This window comes from Marinifilum fragile JCM 15579 (genome assembly GCF_001310955.1).
In the GTDB taxonomy this organism is placed as follows: Bacteria; Bacteroidota; Bacteroidia; order Bacteroidales; family Marinifilaceae; genus Marinifilum; species Marinifilum fragile.
The window spans coordinates 45,480-67,036 of record NZ_BAZX01000004.1; the positions used below are offsets into that span (position 1 = coordinate 45,480).

At 35.8% G+C, this 21,557-nt stretch carries 20 protein-coding genes; 8 read left to right on the forward strand and 12 right to left on the reverse strand.

What is annotated here, in order from left to right; all coding sequences use genetic code 11:
• The first annotated feature begins 187 nt into the window (after positions 1-187).
• Positions 188-2,008: an ATP-binding protein gene (locus JCM15579_RS04850; protein WP_054716540.1), complete on the forward strand. Its 1,821-nt coding sequence runs from the start codon at positions 188-190 to the stop codon at positions 2,006-2,008.
• On the opposite strand, the gene JCM15579_RS04855 is transcribed toward JCM15579_RS04850, so the two are convergent.
• A complete protein-coding gene (locus JCM15579_RS04855) occupies positions 2,005-2,664 on the reverse strand; it encodes a response regulator transcription factor (protein WP_054716544.1) in 660 nt (219 codons plus the stop codon). The genes JCM15579_RS04850 and JCM15579_RS04855 overlap by 4 nt on opposite strands.
• 251 nt (positions 2,665-2,915) lie before the next feature.
• Between JCM15579_RS04855 and JCM15579_RS04860 the strand changes: the two genes are divergently transcribed.
• Positions 2,916-3,656 carry a LytR/AlgR family response regulator transcription factor gene (locus JCM15579_RS04860; protein WP_054716546.1) on the forward strand — a complete coding sequence of 247 codons (741 nt, stop codon included), beginning with the start codon at positions 2,916-2,918 and terminating at the stop codon, positions 3,654-3,656.
• A gap of 252 nt (positions 3,657-3,908) precedes the next feature.
• Here JCM15579_RS04860 and JCM15579_RS04865 read toward each other — a convergent pair whose 3' ends face one another.
• From JCM15579_RS04865 to prmC, 4 genes are all read right to left on the reverse strand, one after another.
• The gene (locus JCM15579_RS04865) at positions 3,909-4,505 is read right to left on the reverse strand and encodes an LPP20 family lipoprotein (protein ID WP_054716548.1); all 597 of its coding nucleotides are present in this window, start codon (positions 4,503-4,505) and stop codon (positions 3,909-3,911) included.
• A 55-nt stretch (positions 4,506-4,560) separates the two neighbouring features.
• Positions 4,561-5,970 carry an LPP20 family lipoprotein gene (locus JCM15579_RS04870; RefSeq protein WP_054716551.1) on the reverse strand — a complete coding sequence of 470 codons (1,410 nt, stop codon included), beginning with the start codon at positions 5,968-5,970 and terminating at the stop codon, positions 4,561-4,563.
• Between the two features lie 86 nt (positions 5,971-6,056).
• The gene (locus tag JCM15579_RS04875; protein WP_083464542.1) at positions 6,057-6,545 is read right to left on the reverse strand and encodes a regulatory protein RecX; all 489 of its coding nucleotides are present in this window, start codon (positions 6,543-6,545) and stop codon (positions 6,057-6,059) included.
• 55 nt (positions 6,546-6,600) lie between these two features.
• Positions 6,601-7,458 carry a peptide chain release factor N(5)-glutamine methyltransferase gene (gene prmC / locus JCM15579_RS04880; RefSeq protein ID WP_054716554.1) on the reverse strand — a complete coding sequence of 286 codons (858 nt, stop codon included), beginning with the start codon at positions 7,456-7,458 and terminating at the stop codon, positions 6,601-6,603.
• 176 nt (positions 7,459-7,634) lie between these two features.
• Between prmC and cls the strand changes: the two genes are divergently transcribed.
• Positions 7,635-9,107: a cardiolipin synthase gene (gene cls, locus JCM15579_RS04885; protein ID WP_054716557.1), complete on the forward strand. Its 1,473-nt coding sequence runs from the start codon at positions 7,635-7,637 to the stop codon at positions 9,105-9,107.
• On the opposite strand, the gene JCM15579_RS04890 is transcribed toward cls, so the two are convergent.
• From JCM15579_RS04890 to JCM15579_RS04905, 4 genes are all read right to left on the reverse strand, one after another.
• Complete coding sequence (locus tag JCM15579_RS04890) at positions 9,091-9,822, reverse strand: carboxypeptidase-like regulatory domain-containing protein (RefSeq protein WP_172677363.1); 732 nt, start codon at positions 9,820-9,822, stop codon at positions 9,091-9,093. The genes cls and JCM15579_RS04890 overlap by 17 nt on opposite strands.
• A 97-nt stretch (positions 9,823-9,919) precedes the next feature.
• Complete coding sequence (locus JCM15579_RS04895; protein ID WP_054716562.1) at positions 9,920-10,771, reverse strand: carboxypeptidase-like regulatory domain-containing protein; 852 nt, start codon at positions 10,769-10,771, stop codon at positions 9,920-9,922.
• Between the two features lie 19 nt (positions 10,772-10,790).
• Positions 10,791-11,612, reverse strand: coding sequence for a carboxypeptidase-like regulatory domain-containing protein (locus tag JCM15579_RS04900; protein ID WP_054716566.1), 822 nt, complete (start codon positions 11,610-11,612; stop codon positions 10,791-10,793).
• A gap of 106 nt (positions 11,613-11,718) precedes the next feature.
• Positions 11,719-12,465: a uracil-DNA glycosylase gene (locus JCM15579_RS04905; protein WP_054716569.1), complete on the reverse strand. Its 747-nt coding sequence runs from the start codon at positions 12,463-12,465 to the stop codon at positions 11,719-11,721.
• A gap of 220 nt (positions 12,466-12,685) precedes the next feature.
• On the opposite strand from JCM15579_RS04905, the gene JCM15579_RS04910 reads away from it, so the two are divergent.
• Complete coding sequence (locus JCM15579_RS04910) at positions 12,686-13,504, forward strand: 2,3,4,5-tetrahydropyridine-2,6-dicarboxylate N-succinyltransferase (protein WP_054716572.1); 819 nt, start codon at positions 12,686-12,688, stop codon at positions 13,502-13,504.
• 60 nt (positions 13,505-13,564) lie between these two features.
• Positions 13,565-14,128, forward strand: coding sequence for an L-threonylcarbamoyladenylate synthase (locus tag JCM15579_RS04915; RefSeq protein ID WP_054716574.1), 564 nt, complete (start codon positions 13,565-13,567; stop codon positions 14,126-14,128).
• 268 nt (positions 14,129-14,396) lie between these two features.
• Here the strand turns inward: JCM15579_RS04915 and JCM15579_RS04920 are convergent, their stop codons facing one another.
• Positions 14,397-15,119 carry a head GIN domain-containing protein gene (locus JCM15579_RS04920; RefSeq protein WP_054716577.1) on the reverse strand — a complete coding sequence of 241 codons (723 nt, stop codon included), beginning with the start codon at positions 15,117-15,119 and terminating at the stop codon, positions 14,397-14,399.
• A 168-nt stretch (positions 15,120-15,287) separates the two neighbouring features.
• On the opposite strand from JCM15579_RS04920, the gene JCM15579_RS04925 reads away from it, so the two are divergent.
• Positions 15,288-15,707, forward strand: coding sequence for an acyl-CoA thioesterase (locus JCM15579_RS04925; protein WP_054716579.1), 420 nt, complete (start codon positions 15,288-15,290; stop codon positions 15,705-15,707).
• Between the two features lie 62 nt (positions 15,708-15,769).
• Here JCM15579_RS04925 and rimM read toward each other — a convergent pair whose 3' ends face one another.
• Together rimM and JCM15579_RS04935 are read right to left on the reverse strand one after the other, a co-directional pair.
• On the reverse strand, positions 15,770-16,309 hold the full coding sequence (rimM, locus tag JCM15579_RS04930) for a ribosome maturation factor RimM (protein ID WP_172677364.1): 540 nt from the start codon (positions 16,307-16,309) through the stop codon (positions 15,770-15,772).
• A gap of 10 nt (positions 16,310-16,319) precedes the next feature.
• The gene (locus JCM15579_RS04935; protein WP_054716584.1) at positions 16,320-16,862 is read right to left on the reverse strand and encodes a 30S ribosomal protein S16; all 543 of its coding nucleotides are present in this window, start codon (positions 16,860-16,862) and stop codon (positions 16,320-16,322) included.
• 282 nt (positions 16,863-17,144) lie between these two features.
• Between JCM15579_RS04935 and JCM15579_RS21335 the strand changes: the two genes are divergently transcribed.
• On the forward strand, positions 17,145-20,147 hold the full coding sequence (locus tag JCM15579_RS21335; RefSeq protein WP_245625830.1) for a DNA polymerase III subunit alpha: 3,003 nt from the start codon (positions 17,145-17,147) through the stop codon (positions 20,145-20,147).
• Positions 20,144-21,523, forward strand: a complete 1,380-nt coding sequence (locus tag JCM15579_RS21340) for a helix-hairpin-helix domain-containing protein (RefSeq protein ID WP_245625831.1) — start codon at positions 20,144-20,146, stop codon at positions 21,521-21,523. Before JCM15579_RS21335 ends, JCM15579_RS21340 begins: the two co-directional genes overlap by 4 nt.
• The last annotated feature ends 34 nt before the right edge of the window (positions 21,524-21,557 follow it).

The window sequence follows — 21,557 nt, forward strand, 5'->3', positions numbered from 1 at the left end:
TAATTTAGCTTATGAAAGCTATTTTAAATATTTTTTGTAAATATTGTTAGCAATAACAATTTCTTATTAATTAAGAGTGAATATCTAAAATATGTTTATTTTTAAGAAGTCGTTCCAAATTTGGAACGACTTCTTTCTTAATCAACAAAAAATACTAGGTGTATGCCTAAGAATTAATCATATACACATGTTGCGATATATTCTATATTCAGTTATTTTTTTTATTTTTTCCATTGATGTCGCATTTTCAAAAGAAGAAGCTCAAACATCTCCTAGGCAGAAAGTTGTTGAACTGATTAAGAAAGGATTAAGTGAGTGGTCTAAGCGTGATTTTGAAAGTGCGGAAAAATTTTTAGTGAATGCACAAGTACAAGCTTTAGAAATAAGAGATACACAGTTATATATCACAAGTACTAATAATCTGGGTATTTTATTTAATACTAAGGAAGAATATTTTAAATCCAGAGAATGTTATCAAGTAGTTCTTGATTTTGTTTCCGAAGAAAATGTGTCCAAATCTCGTTTTTTGGCACTTTTAAACATGGGGATTAGTTTCAGAAAAAGTGGAGACTATGAACATGCAATATTGTACTTAATCAAAACTTTAGAGTATGCCAAGAATTTTCCCTCAGGCAAAGAATTAGCCTCTTGTTATAATGAGATTGGTACGGTAAAATTACAACAGAAGTTATTTGATGAAGCTTTAGAATTCTTTCAGAAATCTTTACAGATTAGAGAGAGGATAGGACATAAAAAAGGGGTTGCTGGATCTCTGAATAATATTGGAGATACTTATAAAAAAATGGGGCAAATAAGAAAAGCCTTGGACTTTTATCAACGGTCACTTTTAATTAAAGAGAATCTAGGGAATAAAAAACTGATTGCTACTACATGTAATAACATTGGACTGTTGTATATAAAGCTTGAAGATTATGAATTGGCTAAAAATAATCTAAGGCGATCGATGAGCTTAAAAGAGGAAATGAAAGATAAATTAGGAATCGTTAATACTTGCATCTCTTTTGGTCAGCTTTTTAGGATTCAGAAAAATTACACAGAATCGGAAAAATATTTGCTGCGTGGGAATCGTATAGTCGAAGAAGTGGGTAGTTTGCATCTCAAAAAAGAAATTTATAAAGAATTAAAAGAACTATATCTGACCAAAAAGGAATTTGGTAAAATGACGACTTATTATGATCGTTATGTTGAAGTGAAAGACAGTATTTTCAATGTGGAGAGCATGAAGAGTATTAACGAATTGGAAACCCGTTACCAAACCCGCGAAAAGGAGCAGCAGATAGAAGTTTTGAACATAGAGAAGGAAGCCAAGGCAAATGAAAGTTTTTACATGAAAATTGTACTTGGGGTGTTTCTGTTTTCTCTTTTACCTATTGGTTTCTTTGCAAAACAACGCCAAAAAACAAAAATTTTAAAGGAGAAAGTGGCAGCCTCGAATAATGAGTCTACCCGATTGGGAATGGAACTGCACGACTCAATAGCAGGAGATTTAAGCCATTTGTGCAGAAGTATGGAAAAGGTAAATGGCGACGATACTTTTGTAAAGCAACTTCGAAAAATAAGCGATCAGGTGCGTGGGGTTTCTCATCAGTTGAATATGAATGCCATTGCCAACCAAAATTTCCGTGATGCCTTGTCCGACTCCTTGTATTTAAACCATTTTCCTCAGAATATTGATTTGCAGATTCATTTGCCTGTAGGATTTGAATTGGAAGACTTCGAGAAAAAAATCAACCTGATACGAATTGTGCAGGAATTGGTAAACAACAGCTTAAAACATGCACAGGCTTCGAGTATTGTAATTAAATTCAGAAAGGAGAGCAAAAGCATCCAATTCGAATATGCCGATGATGGGATAGGAGCAGATTTAAATAAAATCCGTAAAGGAAATGGCTGGTTTAACGTACAGGAGCGGGCAGAACTTCTATCGGGTAAAATTGATATACAAACTTCGCCGGGCAATGGACTTTATTTTAAATTGGTGGTTTAATTCTTGATTACTCTATCATGAAAATGTTTTAAACCATCCTTGCTGCGTACATTCAGTTTACGATAAATATTACTCAGATGTTTCTTTAAGGTGTTGAGCTGAATCCCCAGTTTGTGTGCCAAATGATCGTTGTTGCTTGTGCTATCTTCCGAAATTAACTTAAGCGCTTTCTTTTCTGTTTTGGTTAGCGATTTCAGCATTTCGTAATCGGTATTGTAATATTTATTATCCTGCTCTTCTATGGCTTTTTTGTGTTTTAGGAATGATGAGGATTCAAAGAAAACATCAGGATGTAGATTCATTACCGCATCAATTGCTGATACAATTTCATCTTCGCCGACATCCTTGTTCAAATAGGAATTGAAACCAGCGCTACGAATATCTTTTAAAATCTGATTAAGATTGTGACTGGTATAGGCAATGCATTTTAATTCTTTTCTGATTTTTTTTAGCTCTTTTATAAATGCAATCCCATCTTCTTTGTTGTTGTACTCCAAATCAACCAACATTAAATGGATTTCACGATTTTGAATATAGGCTTTGGCTTTTGATGGATAAGTAAAGCTTTCGATATTTGCATCGGGATACATTTCGGTTAAAAGTTCGGCACTTGCTTTTTTTAGTAAATGATGATCTTCGATAACGACAATATTCATATCAGAAGGTAATGGCTTAGTGATTATAATTCTTGAAAGTATAAATTATTTACTACGCATTACTCTTTTATATTGATCTTTTTATGAAAAGATCAAATCTGTATTTCAATCATTGAAAGCTATGGTTGGATACACAAAAATTGACCTTAGATAATTTCATTAGGCCAAAATCTACTACTTCGGGTTATTTTTTTTGCATGAGCAATTGCGGAATTTTGTTTCAATAGAAAATCAAACTAAAAATCCCGACCATGAATGTTTATTTAATCGTAGATCATTGCAAAAAGGAAATTGCAGATTTAAAATCGAAACTAAGTAAAATTGAACTGGAGTGCAAGGTTTATCATTCTACTACAGTTGAAGATGCTTTATTGCTTTACGTATTGCACAAGCCACAATTGGTGTTTTTAGAGATAAATCTGAAAAACGAAAATGGCTTTGAGTTAATTCATGGATTGTTGGAATTGGGAGAGCGCCCAAACTTTGCCATTACAACTAAAAACGAAAATTTTGCCATCAAAGCAATCCGATCTTCGGCAGTTGATTATTTGCTAAAGCCAATTGCCATTGAAGATTTGCAATTCTGCTTGAATCGTGTTCAGACCATGGAATACGAAGAAATGGAAAAACAGCGAATGACCGAATTGTTTCTGAAATTGAAAATTCAGAAAAGGGTTACCATTAAAAATCGTGTGGGTTTTGAGGTAATAAAACCAGAGGAAATTCTGTTTTGTAAGGCCGATAGAAATTACACGGATATCAAGTTGGTTGATGGTACAAGCTTAACTACTTCCACAACCTTAGGAAGTGTAGTGCAACAACTCACCAGTAAGGTATTTTTCAGAATTGGTCGTTCGGCAGTAATTAACCTGGACTACTTAAAGTCTGTGAATAGAAAAGATAAACAATGTTTACTGTCCTGTAATAATGAAGTTTATAAACTTCCTATGTCTCCCAATCGGGTTCAGGAATTATCAAGAGTGTTGAATTGACTAATTCATACCGATAGGTATTTAATACCATATATAAAAAACAGAGAGCTATTTTAAGCTCTCGAATAGTTTAAGTATAATGTCGAGATATAATTTGTTAGGCATTAGAAGTGAAGCGTACTAATGGCTTATACAAATTAATAATCGGTATAAAATAGAATCACAGGTGAATATCACCATCCTACTACTACAAAAAAAAAACAGCGCATGAATGATTCTATGCGCTGTTTTAAATTTATACCTTGAAAGGTTTTAGAAACCTCTTTGCTGAGCTTGTAATTTTTGCATTTCTTCTTCGAAAGTTTTCTTGAACTTTTCGTAATCGTAATCAACTTTCAATTTGTCGTCTTGTGATAATTTTTGGTTGATTGCCTCTTCCAAATCTTTAGCACTCATTTCAAGAGCGATATAAGTTTTGTATTTGTTTTGAGCAGTTCTGGTTTGCTTTTCGCAGATCACCTTAATGTTGTTCAATTGTTGGTTGATCACTTCGCGAGTTAAGCCTTCAAAACGTTCTTCAACTTGTTCAACATTGTTCAATTCTGTTGAGTTTACGTAGTTGTCGATTGTTCCTTGAACAGTAGATTGAATTAAAGTTGCCAATTCGGCGCGAGCATTGGTTCCAGCTTTTTTCTTCGCAACCATTTGATCTAAACTCTCGCCAATTGCAGAAGCTCTAAAGTGGTTTTTGTCGCTTTGGTAATCAGGACCGGTACAATAAACTTCGATAAGCTCTTCGCCCTGAGATTTGGTAGAAACTGCTTTTTCAGCAGATCCACATGAACTTAATCCGGCAGCTAATAAAACTCCTAAACCAAGGAATAATGATTGTAATTTTCTTGTTTTCATCTTTTCTTGTTTTGAGGTAATTAATTACTAATTACCAATTATTCATTACTAATTTTTATAAGTCCAGTTGATTTAATTTTGGAATAATAGTGTTGTGAATTTCTTCAACAGCTTGTTCATACGCTTCCTTCACTGCATAATCATAGCTGATCGGTTTCATTCCTTTCACTTCATATATCGCATCATTGAATATCTCCATGCCACTGTTGACATCAGTAAGTGAGAAGAAACAATCAAGATATACGATATATACTTTGTAGTTTCTACCTTCCTTTATTTCTCCTTTGGTTACATTGGTATTGATATCGAGAAAGACTTTGGCCTTTTCTTTATCATTGGTAAAAGAGAAGAAATTCTCCGATAGCTCTTTCTTTACGTTATTTTTTAAAATCTCACGATTTGAATCCTTACCAAAAATCTTTTCGCTAAAATTCAAATAAGCCTTTAAGCGCTCAACATTGATAATGATTTTGCTTTTTGGCGCCGATTCTGGCGTAAAGAACAATTTGTTTAGCTGATAATTTTCCGATTCTTCGTTCAGAATAGTGCTTAGATCCAATCCAACTTCTATTTCCTGTAATTTCATTTTCGAAGTTACTTTTGAAAGTTTCGAAGCTGCATAACCAAACTCGTCGGTGCTAACTTTGTTGTTTAGAACACCTTCTCCTTTCGAGAAATCAATAGCCAAAGGAAGGTTAGGAATTAAACTGTTTCCACTTTCTCCCAACCATTCAGCCTTCACCAAAATCGGTTCTTTTTGCGATGTTGAAATTTCAATTTTGATTGCTTTTCTATCGGGAGTTAATAGAGTTCTTTTAAAAATGTTCTGAATGGAGTTATAGATATCGGTACCCAGGTTAATTCTTCCTTTAAAAGTCATTACCGACAAGTCTTCATCTAAATGCTTTTTGATGGCATCAAGAGCTTTGGCATAGTAATTTAAAGCCTGGAAGATATCGAGATTTTCTTCGCTAATTTTCCCTTGTTCAAAGAAGTTTTGAGCCAATTTTTTGGCTTTGTTCAATTTTAATCGCTTTTGTAATTCGTATTGCGATTTCGATAAACGATAGTAAACCCAATATTCGTTTCCTTTTTTGTTATCCCATGATCCAACAATTTCATAGCCTTCCAACTCTTCCATTAAGGAAGTTTGAATTTCCGATTGAAAATTCTCGCGAAAAGCGGTTTCATCTTCGAATTGTTGAAGAACCGAGTTTGCTGAAATGTTCACTGATATTTCGGAACACAAATCATGTAAAGCCTGATTTTTGGCTAGTTGGATGTAATTGGTTTTTGAATCATCTTTTTTCACAACCGAAATTCCTACATAATAATCAGGAGTAATAGGCCTCTCTTTAACCCACTTTGGAGCTCTTCTTTTTGCCATACCTTGTTGTGCCGAACAACCAATAAGCAAGAATATTATCAATGTAAAACTGAGAGTCGTGCGTAAAGTTTTTATCATTTGTATAGGTTTAGTGTATGATTCGATAGCAAAATTAAAGATAAACATTCCTTAACAATAAGCTTGCCAAAGCTAAATTTAAAGTTTTATTTTATTTCTGACAGGAGGTCATCAATAAGATTTAAAGACAATTGCGACTCAAATCCCCGGCTTTGAGCAAAGCGATACAATTTTGTCTTCAACTGATACGGATCATCATTTTTTAAGCTTCGCAGTTTGGATTGTAAAAGCCCCTGGAGGTTTTCTTTATATTCTGGATCATTAATTTGTTCCAGGGCTTCGTTTATGATTCTTTCCGGAATTTGTTTGTGCTTTAAATGGTAGGATATCTTTATTCTTCCCCATTTGTTGAAGCGATACTTATCGCGCACATAAAAGTTCGTAAATCTACTTTCATCAATAAACTTGTCTTCGATTAATGATGTTATTATTTCATCCTGATCATCCGCAGAAATGTTCCAATCTTGTAGTTTTTTTCGAATATCGCTGCAGCATTTCTCTTGTTTGCTGCAAATGAATTGTACTTTAGAAAGAGCAGCGGCTGGGCTAATTTGGGTGGGCTTTTTTTTATACATTGATTTTTGAATGATTTGTAGAGAAGTAGCATTGCTACTTCTCTACATTATAAAATTATTTTATCGCCGACATCATTCGGTCTTTACCATTAATGTCTTTTCTAACTTGTACGTTGGAAAAACCTTTTTGCTCCATCAATTCTGACATTTCTTTTCCCAAACTTTCGTTGATTTCAAAGTACAGTTTTCCTCCCTCTTTCAGATATTCCTGAGCCAATTCTGCAATTCTTTGGTAAAAAATTAAAGGATCATGATCGCTCACAAAAAGCGCTGTATGCGGTTCAAAATCCAATACATTTTTCTCCATTTTTTCTTTTTCAGTATTGGTTACATACGGCGGATTACTTACGATGATATCCAATTGCTCCCATTCATAAGCTTCCCAATTTAAAATGTCCCTTTCTTCAAATCTAACTTGAACTGAATTTAGTTTTGCATTTTCTTTGGCAGTTTTAATTGCGCCAGACGATATGTCAACACTTGTTACATCTGCATTTAAAAGATGCTTGGCCAGGCAAATGGGAATACATCCACTGCCGGTTCCAATATCCAATACATGCAAGTTTGCATCTTTATTTTCATTTATGATGGCATGAACCAACTCTTCCGTTTCTGGTCTTGGAATTAATGTGTGCTGATTTACTTTGAATTTCAGCTCATAAAAATCAGCTTCGCCTAAAACATATTGAATTGGTTTGTTCTCTTTTAAATCTGCAATGTATTCTTTGATCTTCTCGAATTGTTCGTCCTGAATAGCCTCGGTTTTATTCAGTTGTATTTGAGTGCGTGAATAATTCAGAAGTTCTTCAAGCAGTATGTATGCAATGCTTTCACTTTCTCGCGAACTATAAATGCTTTCAAGTTCTTTTTTTATGTAATTTATTGTAGATTGTATGTTGTTTAATTGGCTCATCGGTTCTGAATGATTTTACTTTGAATTGCTGAGTTATACAGATTATATATCGGCATTTCAATTTAATATTTCATTGTTTCGCTTGATGCTCACAATGAAATTTAAATGGTTTTATATTTAGGCATTGTAAAGCGAATTTAGAAACAAAGATACAAATCTTCTATTTTCATAGATTTATGTTACTATCAATTAATTGGTCGGATTTTTGGATACAGTTGTTTGGTGCACTGAGTATTCTTTATGCTCTAACCATTATTGCTACCATTATAATTGTTCTTCTTGAAAATAGAAGTCCTTTAAAAACCATATCCTGGATTTTGGTTTTGATTTTCCTTCCGATTTTTGGTTTTGTAGTTTACCTGGTTTTTGGACAAAGTTTTCGCAAGCGAAAAATGTTCAGCATGAAAGGATTGGGCGATTTAAAATGGCTTCAGGTAATGAGCCAGGATCAGAAACTTCGTTTGAATAAAAGCCGTTTCTTGAAGGATGAGCGCATCCATGAGAAGAAAAATATCATGACCTTGCTGCTGAATAATTCCAAAGCTTTGTTGAGTGGTTACAACAAGGTGAATGTCTTGAATGATGGCAAGGAAACTTTTACAGAGATTTTTAAGTCCTTGCGTAAGGCAAAAGATCACATTCATTTGGAATATTACATTATTGAAGATGGTGAGTTGGCTTCGGAATTGCTGGAGATATTGGTAGAAAAAGCAAGAGATGGAGTAGAGGTGCGAGTGATTTACGATGATGTTGGCAGTTGGAAATTAAGCAAACACTATGTTGAAACTTTAAAGGAAGCGGGAGTTAAAGTTCAGGCATTTTTACCCGTTCGTTTTCCAATATTAACCAGTAGGGTAAACTACCGCAATCACCGAAAAATTATTGTGATTGATGGAACTACTGCTTTTGTTGGAGGTTTGAATTTTGCGGATCGTTATCTGCATGGCATTCCTGAAATTGGCATTTGGCGAGATACTCACCTCAAGGTAAAAGGTGAAGGGGCTTCAAGTTTACAAATTGTGTTTTTAATCGATTGGTATTTTGTGCGTCAGGAAGTGTTGATTAACGAAAAGTACCTGCCCAATAAAAAGGCCAAGGAGAAGTGTTTGCTACAAATTACAGCTTCAGGTGCCGATTCCGATTGGGCGAGTATTATGCAGGCTTATTTTTCGGCAATTACTTCGGCAAAACGAAATGTTTACATTTCATCACCTTATTTTATGCCCAACAGTAGCATTTTGATGGCTTTAAAAACATCAGCCATGAGTGGTGTTGATGTTCGGGTTTTGATTCCAAATAAATCAGATTCTTTCATGACTTATTGGGGAACTTTATCCTACATCGAAGAATTGCTTGAAGCTGGAGTGAGAATTTATTTTTACAAAACAGGTTTCAATCATAGCAAAATCATGACCGTTGATGGAATTCTGTCAACGGTGGGAACTGCAAACATGGACGTGAGAAGTTTTGAACAGAATTTTGAAGTAAATGCTTTGGTTTACGATGAAAAAGTAACTTTGAAATTGCGAGAACGATTTTTAGAAGATTTGCAGCAAAGCGAAGAGGTCGTACTTGAGAAATGGATTCAGCGATCGAAAATGCAAAAAATGAAGGAATCCATTACTCGTTTGTTTACTCCTTTGCTTTAGTGTACTCTTTATACAGATCCAGAATTTGTTTCATGACATCGTAATCGCTCGAATTTTCGGTTACGTGAATTTTCTTTCCACAAAACTCCATAAATGCCACCAGTTCATCACCTTCTAATCCAGTTGCATTCGATACAATTTCAGCATTATATTTTGCGCTAATCTTTTTGTTTTTGCTTTCCGATTTAATGATTTTGCTGATTTTTTTCTTTGTTTTTTCTTTTTTACTCAACTTGTTGTGCAGAAAATCCGTTGGCCTGAAAATGGCATCAACCACTCCCATTTTTTTATCTACTTTAGGTCGATATTGAGCAGGAACAGGATCAGGTTTTTTGGTATTGTATGGAGCCAATTGTTTTCCAATGTCCTTATTAATTGGATTTTTCTCTTTCACTTTGGCTTTTACAAACTCATCTTTAAACTCGTCCCAGGTTCCCAAAGCATAAATATCAACTTCTTTAAGCATATAGGATATATCTTGCAATTTTATTCGAAAGAATGGTGGAAAATCAGGGTTTAAAATAACGGGAACAGGCCATTCCTTCATTTCATAACCTAAAGCACTAATCACTAATGTATCTTGGTCTTGAATCTGCAAATGAAAAACTCCCGTACTGTCACATATGACTCCTTTTCTCGATCGTTTAATGGTTACTGTGGCATTAGAAATTGCTTCATTGGTTTTCGAAGAATATATTAAACCTGATATACTCACAATTGAATCTTGTAGAAAAGATTGAGCATTGCCGTGAAAAGCATGTGCAGAGAGAAAAAGGATGATTATGAATTTTAAAAAGATCTTCATGTTGAGATTATGGTCGCAGGTGATTTGGTATTTTGTTTGTCTTTTTAAGTTCTAATAAGCTAGAATTTGCCTTTTCAGGATCTAGTTTATATTCTTTGTAAAGTTCTAAAATTTTTGTTTGTATATCCAATTCACTGTCTTGGTAAGTAAAATCCGAATTCTTGCATATGAAAGCATAAAGTTGTTCCAATGTTTTTCCGGATTCGCCAGTTAAATTAGAAACAATTTCCCTGTTAAACTTTTCTTCAAGCATTTGCTGGTGTAGGTAGTTTATCTCATTCGAGAATACAGGTTGAGGTTTCTTTTTCTTTTTAAATAATTTACTGCCAAGACCAATTAAACCAGCAACTACATTGGGTGGAGTTCTTGCCTGTTCCTTTAGCTTAATCTCAAACATTTGTGCTTCGCTGAGCTTAAAGCCTTCTCCTTTCTTTTTTTTGGGTGGAAGTTTTTTCTTCACGAATTCTTCCTTAAAATCATCATAAGTTCCGAGTGCATATACATTTACTTCTTTTAAGGGAACTGCCTGATCTTTTAAATAAATTTTGAAAAAAGGTGGAAAATTAGGATCTGTTATGGCGGGAACAGGCCATTGTATCATTTCAAAACCCATAGAACTAATTACCAAAGTATCTTTCGGCAGAATTTGCAAATGAAAAACTCCAGAACTGTCGCTAATAACACCTCTTCTTGTTCGCTTTATGGTAATAATTGCATCCTCAATGGGTTCTTTGCTTTTATCTGTCAGAATCAAGCCAGAGATACTAATTGTGGAATCTTGAGCGTATTCTTGCGCTAAAGTATTTAGTGATATTAGAGTAAAGCAAATAAAAATAAGAGATTTAGGGATTGGTTTCATCATTAGTGGGTTGGGGTACTCAAGGTCTTAGATGGTTCTCGATTGTACCAAGAGTATCTGTAAAGCTTAGGTTGTTTTGAAAATCAGTATCTTCCTGAAGAAATTTCTTATGCAATTCTTTTATTCTTCTTACAATGTACATATCGCTACTTTGATAAGAAAAGCTGGTTCTGGAGTTGATGTATTTCATCAGAATATCCAGACGATTGCCATTTTCTTTTGTGATTTCGGCTACTAAATTGCGGTTGAATTTTTCAGACAAAAGAGTAGTGTGAATTTCTTCCAGCTTGGTAGGAATTTTCATGCCTTTGAATTTCTTTTTCCTGTTACCGAAACCCAAACTGATACCAGCACCTTGTCTCCTCATGGCTCTTCCGGCGTATTCGTCCATGGTGAAATCTCCAAAATTTATGGCCAAAGAAGCATCAGGATCTGCTGGTACTTTTGCTTTTACAAATTGCTCTTTGAAGTCATTCCAGCTGCCAAAAGAGTGCACCTGCACTTCTTGTAACATGTAGCTTTCTTGGTCCATAATAATTTCCTGGAATAGCTCTTTTTCAACACCAGGAGTTTGAACATCTACCAATTGAGCTTTAAATCCCATTGCAGTAACTTTCAATTTCTGATCGGGATTTACTCGTATTCTAAAAAAGCCTAAGCTATCACAAATAACTCCCCAATAGGTGTCGTCCAAATTTACGTGAGCGAATGAAATTCCTTCCTTTGTTTCAGAGTTAATTACCTTACCTGAAACAACAAAGGTTTGGTCTTTATGGTCCTGCGAAAACGAATTGCTAATGGTTAAAAGCAGTAAAAATATGGTGCTAATTGTAGTTTTCAAGATTTTTAGATTAAATAATGAATGATAAATATAGCTCACTCATTTATCTTAAAACCCGATTGTTACATTTTTTAACACACTTTAACCGAATTTAAGCGCTTCGACTTTAGTTAACCCCTAACCAATTTACTTTGTTTTTTGTTTCGTTAAATGGATTTACTTTGCCAAATAAAATGTCATTATCTCTTTGATAACACATCATTGGGTGCGAGGTCTCTATTTTATTCTCAATTTGAATGTCAGCAACAATTTTTTGAGCATTGTTTCCCCAAAGGAACCAAACTGCATCTTTGTTCTGGTCGGCAATATGACCCAATAATTTTTGAGTGAATTTTGACCAAATTTTGGTGTGAGAATTTGGATTGCCAATTTCACAGGTAAATGCTGTATTTAATAGAAGTACATTTTCTTTTTCCCACCAGTAACGGAACAATTGGTTTGGAGGCAGTACCTTAAAATCACCTTCCATTGGCAAACGATCTCCCTCATTTAATTTTTTTAAGATTTCAGAATACTTCAACTCCTCGGCAGTATAAGCCTTGTAAATGCTTCTAAGAATATTTTTTAAGGATACATTCCTAAATTTATCGAACCACGAATTCAATCCATTTACTTCAAACGATCGACCCGTTGCAACACCTTCTTGCGGATAAGGATCTTGTCCTAAAATTACCACAGGAATAGCATGTAAATCCATCTCCAAAAACCTTAAAACCAATTCTTTTTTTGGCGTAGCACTTTCTATTTGAATGGATGATTCGATGCTTTTAATCAAATCAATAATTTCATTGGTAAGAAAAGAATTCCACGATTCGTGAATGTTTAAACTGGATAGGAAGATTGAATTTTGCATGTTCTGATAATTTGTTTGCCCAAAAGTAAAAAATGGATTGGTAAATTACGAATAAGAAATTGCGAATTACGAAAGAAGAATTACCAATATCAGCTTCAAAATACCTTATTAACTCATTCACTCATTTGTACTTTCATTTTTTTGCATTTTCACTTTTTCACTATTCTACTTTTAATTAGTTTTGTGAGCATTAACCAAAATTTTAGAAGTAAATAAGAATATGTACGAAAATCTTAAAGAAAGCATTGAGTCTGCCTGGGAGGATAGATCTTTATTGAGCTCGCCTGAAGTGCAGAAAAATATAGAAGAAGTAATTGAACTTCTTGATAAAGGAAAATTACGTACTGCAGAACCAATTGAAGGTGGTTGGCAGGTAAACGAGTGGGTTAAAAAGGCAGTAATTCTTTATTTCCCAATTCGTAAAATGGAAACCATAGAGGTGGGTCCATTCGAATTCCACGATAAAATGGCATTGAAAACCAACTATGCTGATTTGGGAGTTCGTGTTGTACCTCATGCGGTTTCTCGTTACGGGGCTTTCCTTGCAAAAGATGTGGTAATGATGCCATCATATGTAAACATTGGCGCATACGTTGATGAGGGAACCATGGTTGATACTTGGGCAACTGTTGGATCTTGTGCTCAAATTGGAAAACATGTTCATTTGAGTGGAGGTGTTGGTATTGGAGGTGTATTGGAACCAATTCAAGCTTCCCCGGTAATTGTGGAGGACAATTGTTTTATCGGATCTCGTTGTATCGTAGTAGAAGGTGTACATCTTGAAAAAGAAGTTGTTCTTGGCGCTAACGTGGTACTTACAAAATCGACTAAAATTATTGATGTAACCGGAGAAGAACCAGTAGAATATACAGGTTTTGTGCCAGCTAGATCAGTTGTGATTCCAGGTACCAGAACCAAAAAATTCCCTGCAGGAGAATATCAAGTCCCTTGTGCACTTATTATTGGTAAGCGTAAACCATCAACCGACTTGAAAACATCTTTGAATGATGCACTGCGTGAATATAACGTTGCAGTATAAAAAATTGCTGACCATATGTAAAGACGTAGCATTGCTACGTCTCTACCATATACGAATAATATGAATAACGACATTAACAAAGCACTAGAGGTTTTAAAATCAGGAGGAGTAATTCTTTATCCTACCGATACCATTTGGGGAATTGGCTGTGATGCTACAAATGCAGATGCAGTAAAAAGGGTTTATGAAATTAAACAACGTGAAGATTGTAAGGCAATGTTGGTGTTAATGGAAAATCCTAACAGACTGAATTCTTACGTTGATGAGGTGCCTGAAATTGCCTGGGAATTGATTGAGGCGAACGACAAACCAATGACCTTGATTTATCCAGGAGCAAAGAATTTGGCGCCAAACTTAATTAACTCTGACGGAACCATTGGTATTCGTATTACAAATGAGGAGTTTACTCAAAATCTGATTCAAAGATTTAAGAAACCAATTGTATCAACTTCGGCCAATATTAGTGGAGATCCATCACCTGCGAATTTTTCTGAAATCAATGAAGAATTGAAAGAATTGGTTGATTATGTGGTGGAGTACCGACAAGATGATTTTGAAAAAGCGAGTGCTTCAAGCATTATCAAAATTGGAGTAGGAGGGGAGATTCAAATCCTAAGGAAATAGGAAATATAATATAAAACTCTCAGATCTTACAGTTTCTGAGAGGTTTTATATTATATCTTTTTACAAAATAACATTGTCTTTAGCAAGGGGAACAATACCTCTTAGCTGGAGAACGCTTCCTTTATGCAAGAGCACCATGCCGCAACGGATAATCACCTTGCCTTTGTAGAAGAGAACGCTGCCGCTACGCATGAGAACGTTGCCTTTATTGGTGAGAATGCTGTCTTTGCCTATCGGAACGCTTCCATTATACGTGGGAACACAACAATTATTCCCTAACAGATTTAATAGAACCCGATCCTGCTGATTTACTATCAACATATTCAGGATTGCCTCGGTAATAAATATCTCCACTACCAGCTACGCGAGCATTTATTTTTTCCGATGCGTAAACCTTACAATCTCCAGAACCCGAAATTCTTACGTCAACTGATTTAGCTTCAAAATATTCAGCTTCAACATCACCCGATCCGCTAATATGAATTTCCAATTCGTCTTGACATTCTCCTTTTAAACGGATATCACCTGAACCTGAAATGTGACACTCTACATTATCAGCCTTCAACTTATCGATAATAATGTTTCCACTTCCGCTGATTGCGTAGTTAACGCTACCTGATTGAATAGGAGTTTTAGCAATAATATTTCCTGATCCTGAAATTCTAAGGTCTTCTACATTTGGAGTTGAAATATAAACTTCAACTTTTTTGAAAGAACGATTGTTCCAATTCCAGCCTTTGTTCTTTTTACGCTTTATCTTTAAAGTTGATCCTTCAACTTCAGTAATAATTTCATCCAAATCATCGGCGTAACCATTAATTTTCACAGATGTTTTTTCGTTTTGACTCACATAAACTTTGGCAGCAATAGAAAGACTGATTGATTCAAAGGAAGCCACTTTTCGATCTTCGGTTTTTTGAGCAAAAGCAATTGTACTGCTTAATACCAAGGCGAAAATTGCAATAAGGGAAGTAATACGTTTTGATTTCATATGTTATGGTTTTAGGTAAATAATCATTTCGTACTTTATAAAGGACGAACAAGTCCATGAAAAGTTGCACCCATGTATAATTTTTGTAGGGACGTGGCATTGTTGCCTCTCTCCTCATTTTATAGATATTCATTCAATATTTCTTAAATTCGCCAAAAAATTTTTACAATGGAATTTAAGCACATCAAGAAAATACAAATTCGTTTTGGGGATATCGATTTAATGGGACATGTTAATAATGGAGTACAGTTGAGTTATTTGGATTTGGCCAGAATGGATTATTTTCAGCAAATTTATGGACAGGTGATCGATTGGAATGATTCAGCTCTTATTGTTGCACATCTCGAAATTGATTACTTATCATCAATTACTTTGCACGATAAAATTGAAGTGCATACCAGAATTCACAAACTTGGCAATAAAAGTGTTCGACTTTATCAGAATATTGTTGATTCTGTAACTGGCGAAATCAAAACTAAAACTTCACAGGTTATGGTTGGGTACAGCCAAAAATTGGGAGAAAGTATTTCTGTACCGGAAACTTTAAAAATCAGAATTCGCGAGTACGAAAACGAAATAGTAGGATAACAGTAGACAATGATCAGTCAACAGTTATCAGTACTAAGGCACTCGAAATATTTTAATCTGTATTAATCAAGGTAAAGGTCAAGCAAACCATCAGGCGTTTCCATGCAAATGGTTTTGTTTTCTTCATCAAGGTCGATAAAGTTTTCGTCGGCAAAAGGAATCATCACTTCCTCACCATTAATCTCTATTACCATTACAATATTGCCCGCAAAATCCTGAATGTCTACAATCTCACCAAGTTCACCTCTTTCTTCATCCTCATAGGTGAAACCAATTAAAACATTAGGATCCAATTCGTCTTGTTCGACAATATAGTCTGGTACATCTTTCATTGGAACATAGATATCGCAAGCAATAAACCTTTTGGCTTTTTCTTCGGTTGACATATCCTCCAATAAAATTCTTACGCTCGAATGATTTCTCGAGCTAATTCCATTATTTGAAATAAAAAAAGGAACCAATCCCCCATCGATATCGACGAGGATTGACTCCAATTTATTTCTTTCAAGAAGATCACCGTTTGTTTTGGCAACCAATTCACCTTTAACTCCATGAGTTTTAGTAAAGGTTCCAGCTAAATAACAATCTTCTTTTCTAAGCATGCAATTCAAATTAAGCTTCAGTTTCTTCAGCTCCTTCTTCATTTGCAGCTTCAGCATCGTCACCAGCTTCTTCAGCTTTAGCAGCAGCTTCAGCTTCAGCAGCTTTCTTAGCGATAGCTTCTGCTCTGTCAGCGCTAATTTTAGCTTCTGCTTCCAAACGTGCAGCTTTAGCTTCCTCAGCAGCTTTAGAAAGACCATCTTTCTTAGCGTTGATTTTAGCGTCTTTTTCTTGCTTCCAAGCTTGGAATTTTTCTTCAGCAGTTGCTTCATCAAAAGCACCTTTCTTAACACCTTCTAACAAGTGTTTTTTCATCATTACACCTTCGTAAGATAAAATTGCTCTTGCAGTGTCGGTAGGCTGAGCACCATTACCAAGCCAAGTTAAGGCTTTGTCAAAATTTAGGTCAATTGTAGCAGGATTGGTGTTTGGATTGTATGATCCAATACGCTCAATGTACTTACCATCACGTGGTGCTCTGCTATCTGCTACCACGATGTGGTAGAATGCACGTCTTTTACGACCGTGTCTTGCTAGTCTAATTTTTACTGGCATAACTCTTTTTAAATAAGATTAATAATTTGCCTACATTATAGTTGTGGTATACATACCACGATTTATAAGCGCGACAAAGATACAACTTATTTTCTGAATAGAAATAACTTCTCTTTAAATAATTTAATGGCTGAAAATCATGCTGGTAGAACGATCATTTATTTAGTCTAGATTGTTGACTTACATTTACTAATTTTACTTTACTGAATCACTTTATTATTCCTTATCTTCGCATTTCGGCTCCATCTGTGAGCTTAAAAAAATAAAATTCCTGATACTGAGATGTTTTTAATATTTGATACCGAAACCACAGGCTTACCAAAAAAATGGAAAGCACCCTTAGATGATTTTGACAACTGGCCAAGAATGGTTCAGCTTGCCTGGCAATGTCATGATATGGAAGGGAATTTCCTTTTTGCCAAAAATCATGTAATTACTCCTGATGGATATACTATTCCTGATGATGTGGTTGCAGTACATGGTATCTCTACAGAACTCGCTCACGAAAAAGGAATTCCTCTTCAAGATGCCCTTCTTGATTTTATGGAGGATGTCAGAAATTCTACATTTATCATTGGGCACAATGTTTCTTTTGATATCAACATTGTGGGTTGCGAGCTGCTTCGCTGCGAAATGGAAGAGCAGGATCTTGTGAAAGCTCCAATGATTGACACCATGACCGGTAGTAAGGAGTTTTGTGATTTAAAAAGACGAGGACAACTTAAAAATCCTACGCTTACCGAACTGCATACCAAATTATTTGGAGTTCCATTTGCTGAAGCACACAATGCGGCAGCCGACGTTGAGGCAACTTCCCGTTGTTTTCTTGAACTGTTAAGAGTTGATGGATTAAGTCAGGAAATTCATAGAATGTCTCCTGGGCAGATTCAGGCCTTTAAAATCAATAATCCGAATACCATTGAATTGGTTGGAATAGAGTATGAATCTTTCAAGGTAAATACTGCTTTCGATGAAATATCAATTGAGAAGGAAGATCGCAAGAGAAGAGAAGCAGCAAAAAATATTACAACGCAACAACCTTTCGTTCATTTGCATGTTCACTCGCAATATTCCATACTCGATGGAGCCGCAAAAACAGCAGCAATTGCAGCCAAAGCAAAAGAAGATGGAATGCCTGCTGTTGCTTTAACCGATCATGGTAGCATGTTTGGAATTAAGGAATTTCATGTAGCATGTAGCAAAGCTGGAGTAAAACCAATCATTGGAGTGGAGGCTTATGTTGCTAAACGTGGGCATTTGATGAAGGAAAATAAAATCGATGCATCTGGGAATCACCTTATTTTGCTGGCCAAAAACTATAAAGGTTACCAAAGTCTACTAAAGTTAACCTCTATTGCACATACCGACGGAATGTACTACAAACCGCGTATCGATAAAGATTTGCTTGAGGAGTATAGCGAGGGCTTGATTGTAAGCAGTGCTTGTCTTGGAGGAGAAGTTTCCCAGCATATCATGGCAGGGAGTATCGATAAGGCAAAAGAAGCAATACTTTGGTACAAAGATGTATTTGGAGAAGATTATTACCTGGAAATCCAACGCCACCCAAATGACGATCCTCGATTGAAAGGAGATGTCTGGGAAAATCAGGTAAGAGTAAATAAAGTAATTCGTGAGTTAGCAGCAGAATTGGGCGTTAAAGTCATTGCAACCAATGATTCTCATTTTGTGAATGCAGAAGACGCAGCAGCTCATGATGTTTTGGTTTGTTTGAGTACAGGGCGTGATTACGATGATCCAACACGTATGCGTTATACCAAACAGGAGTGGTTCAAAACCACCGAAGAGATGAATGAGCTCTTTGCCGATGTACCCGAAGCACTTGCCAATACCTTGGAAATAGCAGAAAAAGTAGAAGCTTATGAATTGAATGCAAATCCAATTATGCCTCCTTTTAATATTCCCGAGGAGTTTGGGACTTTTGAGGAATATAAGGAAAAATACGATGAGGCTGCTTTAATCGAGGAGTTTGAAGAAGAGCGATACGAGAAATTAGGAGGCTACGATAAAGTGCTACAGATAAAACTTGAAGCTGATTATTTGCAATATCTTGCATTCGAAGGAGCTAAAAAACGCTATGGAGAAGAGTTGGAAGAGAGTATTGTTGAGCGATTGGAGTTTGAGCTGAACACCATTAAAACCATGGGTTTCCCTGGATATTTCTTGATTACACAGGATTTCATCAACTGGGCAAAAGACAATGGCGTAATTGTAGGTCCAGGTCGTGGTTCGGCTGCAGGTTCTGCTGTTGCGTATTGTATCTCCATTACCGATGTGGATCCAATTAAATATGACTTGCTGTTTGAGCGTTTTCTGAATCCTGATCGTATCTCCATGCCCGATGTAGATATCGACTTTGATGACGATGGACGTCAGCAAGTATTAGACTATGTTACCGATAAATACGGACATGATAAAGTAGCGCACATTTGTACTTTTGGGACAATGGCTACCAAGAGTTCCATTAAGGATGTGGCGCGTGTTCTTCGTTTGGATTTGGCTGAAGCCAATCGCCTTGCCAAATTAGTTCCTGAAGCACCAAAAATGAGTTTTAAGAAGGCTTATGAGGAAGAGCCTGCGCTTTTGGAAGAAAAAGATTCGCCAAATCCATTGATTGCAAGAACCATTAAGTTTGCAGAGGCATTGGAAGGTTCGGTAAGACAGACTGGTGTGCATGCCTGTGGGGTTTTAATTGGAAAAAATCCGCTTGACGAGCATTTGCCGGTAATGCCAACCAAAGGCGAGGAACTGTTAACCACCCAATACGATGGACGTTTTGTGGAGGATATCGGTTTGCTTAAAATGGACTTCTTGGGTTTGAAAACCCTATCCATTATTAAGGAGGTTCTTTCCAATGTAAAACTTTCCAAAGGAATTGATGTTGATATCAACAATGTTGATCTCGAAAACGAAAAGACCTTTCAGTTATTCAGCCGCGGAGAAACAACTGCCATATTCCAGTTTGAATCCCCTGGAATGAAGAAGCATTTGCGAGCGCTTAAGCCAAACCGTTTTGAAGATTTGGTTGCCATGAATGCCTTGTATCGTCCGGGACCAATGGAATACATCCCTTCTTTTATCCGAAGAAAAAATGGAGAAGAGGAGATTGAATATGATCATCCAATCATGGAGGATTACCTGAAAGATACCTATGGGATTACAGTCTACCAGGAGCAGGTGATGCTCCAGTCGAGAGCATTGGGGCAATTTACTCGTGGCATGTCCGATTCCTTGCGTAAAGCGATGGGGAAAAAGATCATTGCATGATGGATAAACTGAAGGTTGAGTTCATCAATGGATGTCATGATAATCCAAAATTCATGGAAGGTGTTGGTGGAGATAATACCAAAGCCGACAAGCTAATTGAAAAAATCTGGTCGGACTGGGAAGCATTTGCCAAGTATGCGTTTAACAAATCTCACTCGGTTTGTTATGCTTATATTGCTTATCAAACAGGTTTCCTTAAAGCTCATTATCCAGCTGAATTTATGGCAGCTGTTCTGAGTCGTAACTTATCCGATATCACGAAAGTGACCATTTTTATGGATGAGTGTAAGCGTATGGGATTGCCGGTTCTTGGACCAGATGTGAATGAATCTTATTCAACATTTACCGTAAATAAGAATGGTGAGATTCGTTTTGGTATGGCTGGTATTAAGGGAGTTGGAGAGCAGGCTGTACATGATATTATTGAAGAACGTAAGAATGGACCGTTCAAGGACATTTTCGATTTTGTAGAGCGTGTAAATTTAAGATCAGTAAATAAACGAACACTTGAAAATCTTGCCATGTCGGGAGGATTTGACAGTTTTGGATTAAAACGAAGTCAATATTTCCAAATAGATGAAACTGATGTTACCTTTATGGAACATTTGGTGAAGTATGGTAATAAACTTCAGGCCGAAAAGATAAATAATCAGCAAACTCTGTTTGGCGGAGTAGAGGATTATGTAGTTACTCCTCCCAAAGCACCGGAATGTGCAGAGTGGGGAAAACTTGAACGTTTAAATAAAGAGAAAGAATTAATTGGGATTTATTTGTCTGCGCATCCTTTGGATGATTTCAAGACAACCATTAATAACTTCTGTAATGCTAGCTTATCGGAGTTGTCATCTGAATTCGAAAGCTTTGCCAACAAGGATGTTAATATTGCGGGAATGATTACGGCAATTAGAAGGGGAACAACCAAAAATGGAAACCCTTTTGCCATTGTTGGAATAGAAGATTTTTCAGATTCTTATGAGTTGGCATTCTTTGGTAAAGATTTCATTGAGTTTGGTAATTATTTTGTTGAAGGTCTTTCCATTTATATTAGTGGAAGGGTTCAAACACGATCTTGGCCTAAAGATTCTACAGAGTTAGAATTTAAGGTGAAAAATATTATGATGCTTTCTGAGGTTCTGGAAAAGAAAGCTAAGGAGTTTACATTAGAAATCCCTATATCGGCATTGACTGATGAGTTGGTTACAGAGATTGTGAACTGCATTGATGAGAACAAGGGAAATATGAAACTTAACTTTGAGATTTTTGATAAAGGAAAGAAAGCATTAAAGATGTTTTCGAGGAGTTACAGAGTTGAGTTAACCAATGAATTAATAGAATATTTTGAAAATAATTCGGAAATTAAATTCAAAATTAACTAAATTGCACTAGTTTTAAATAAAATACATAAACGCT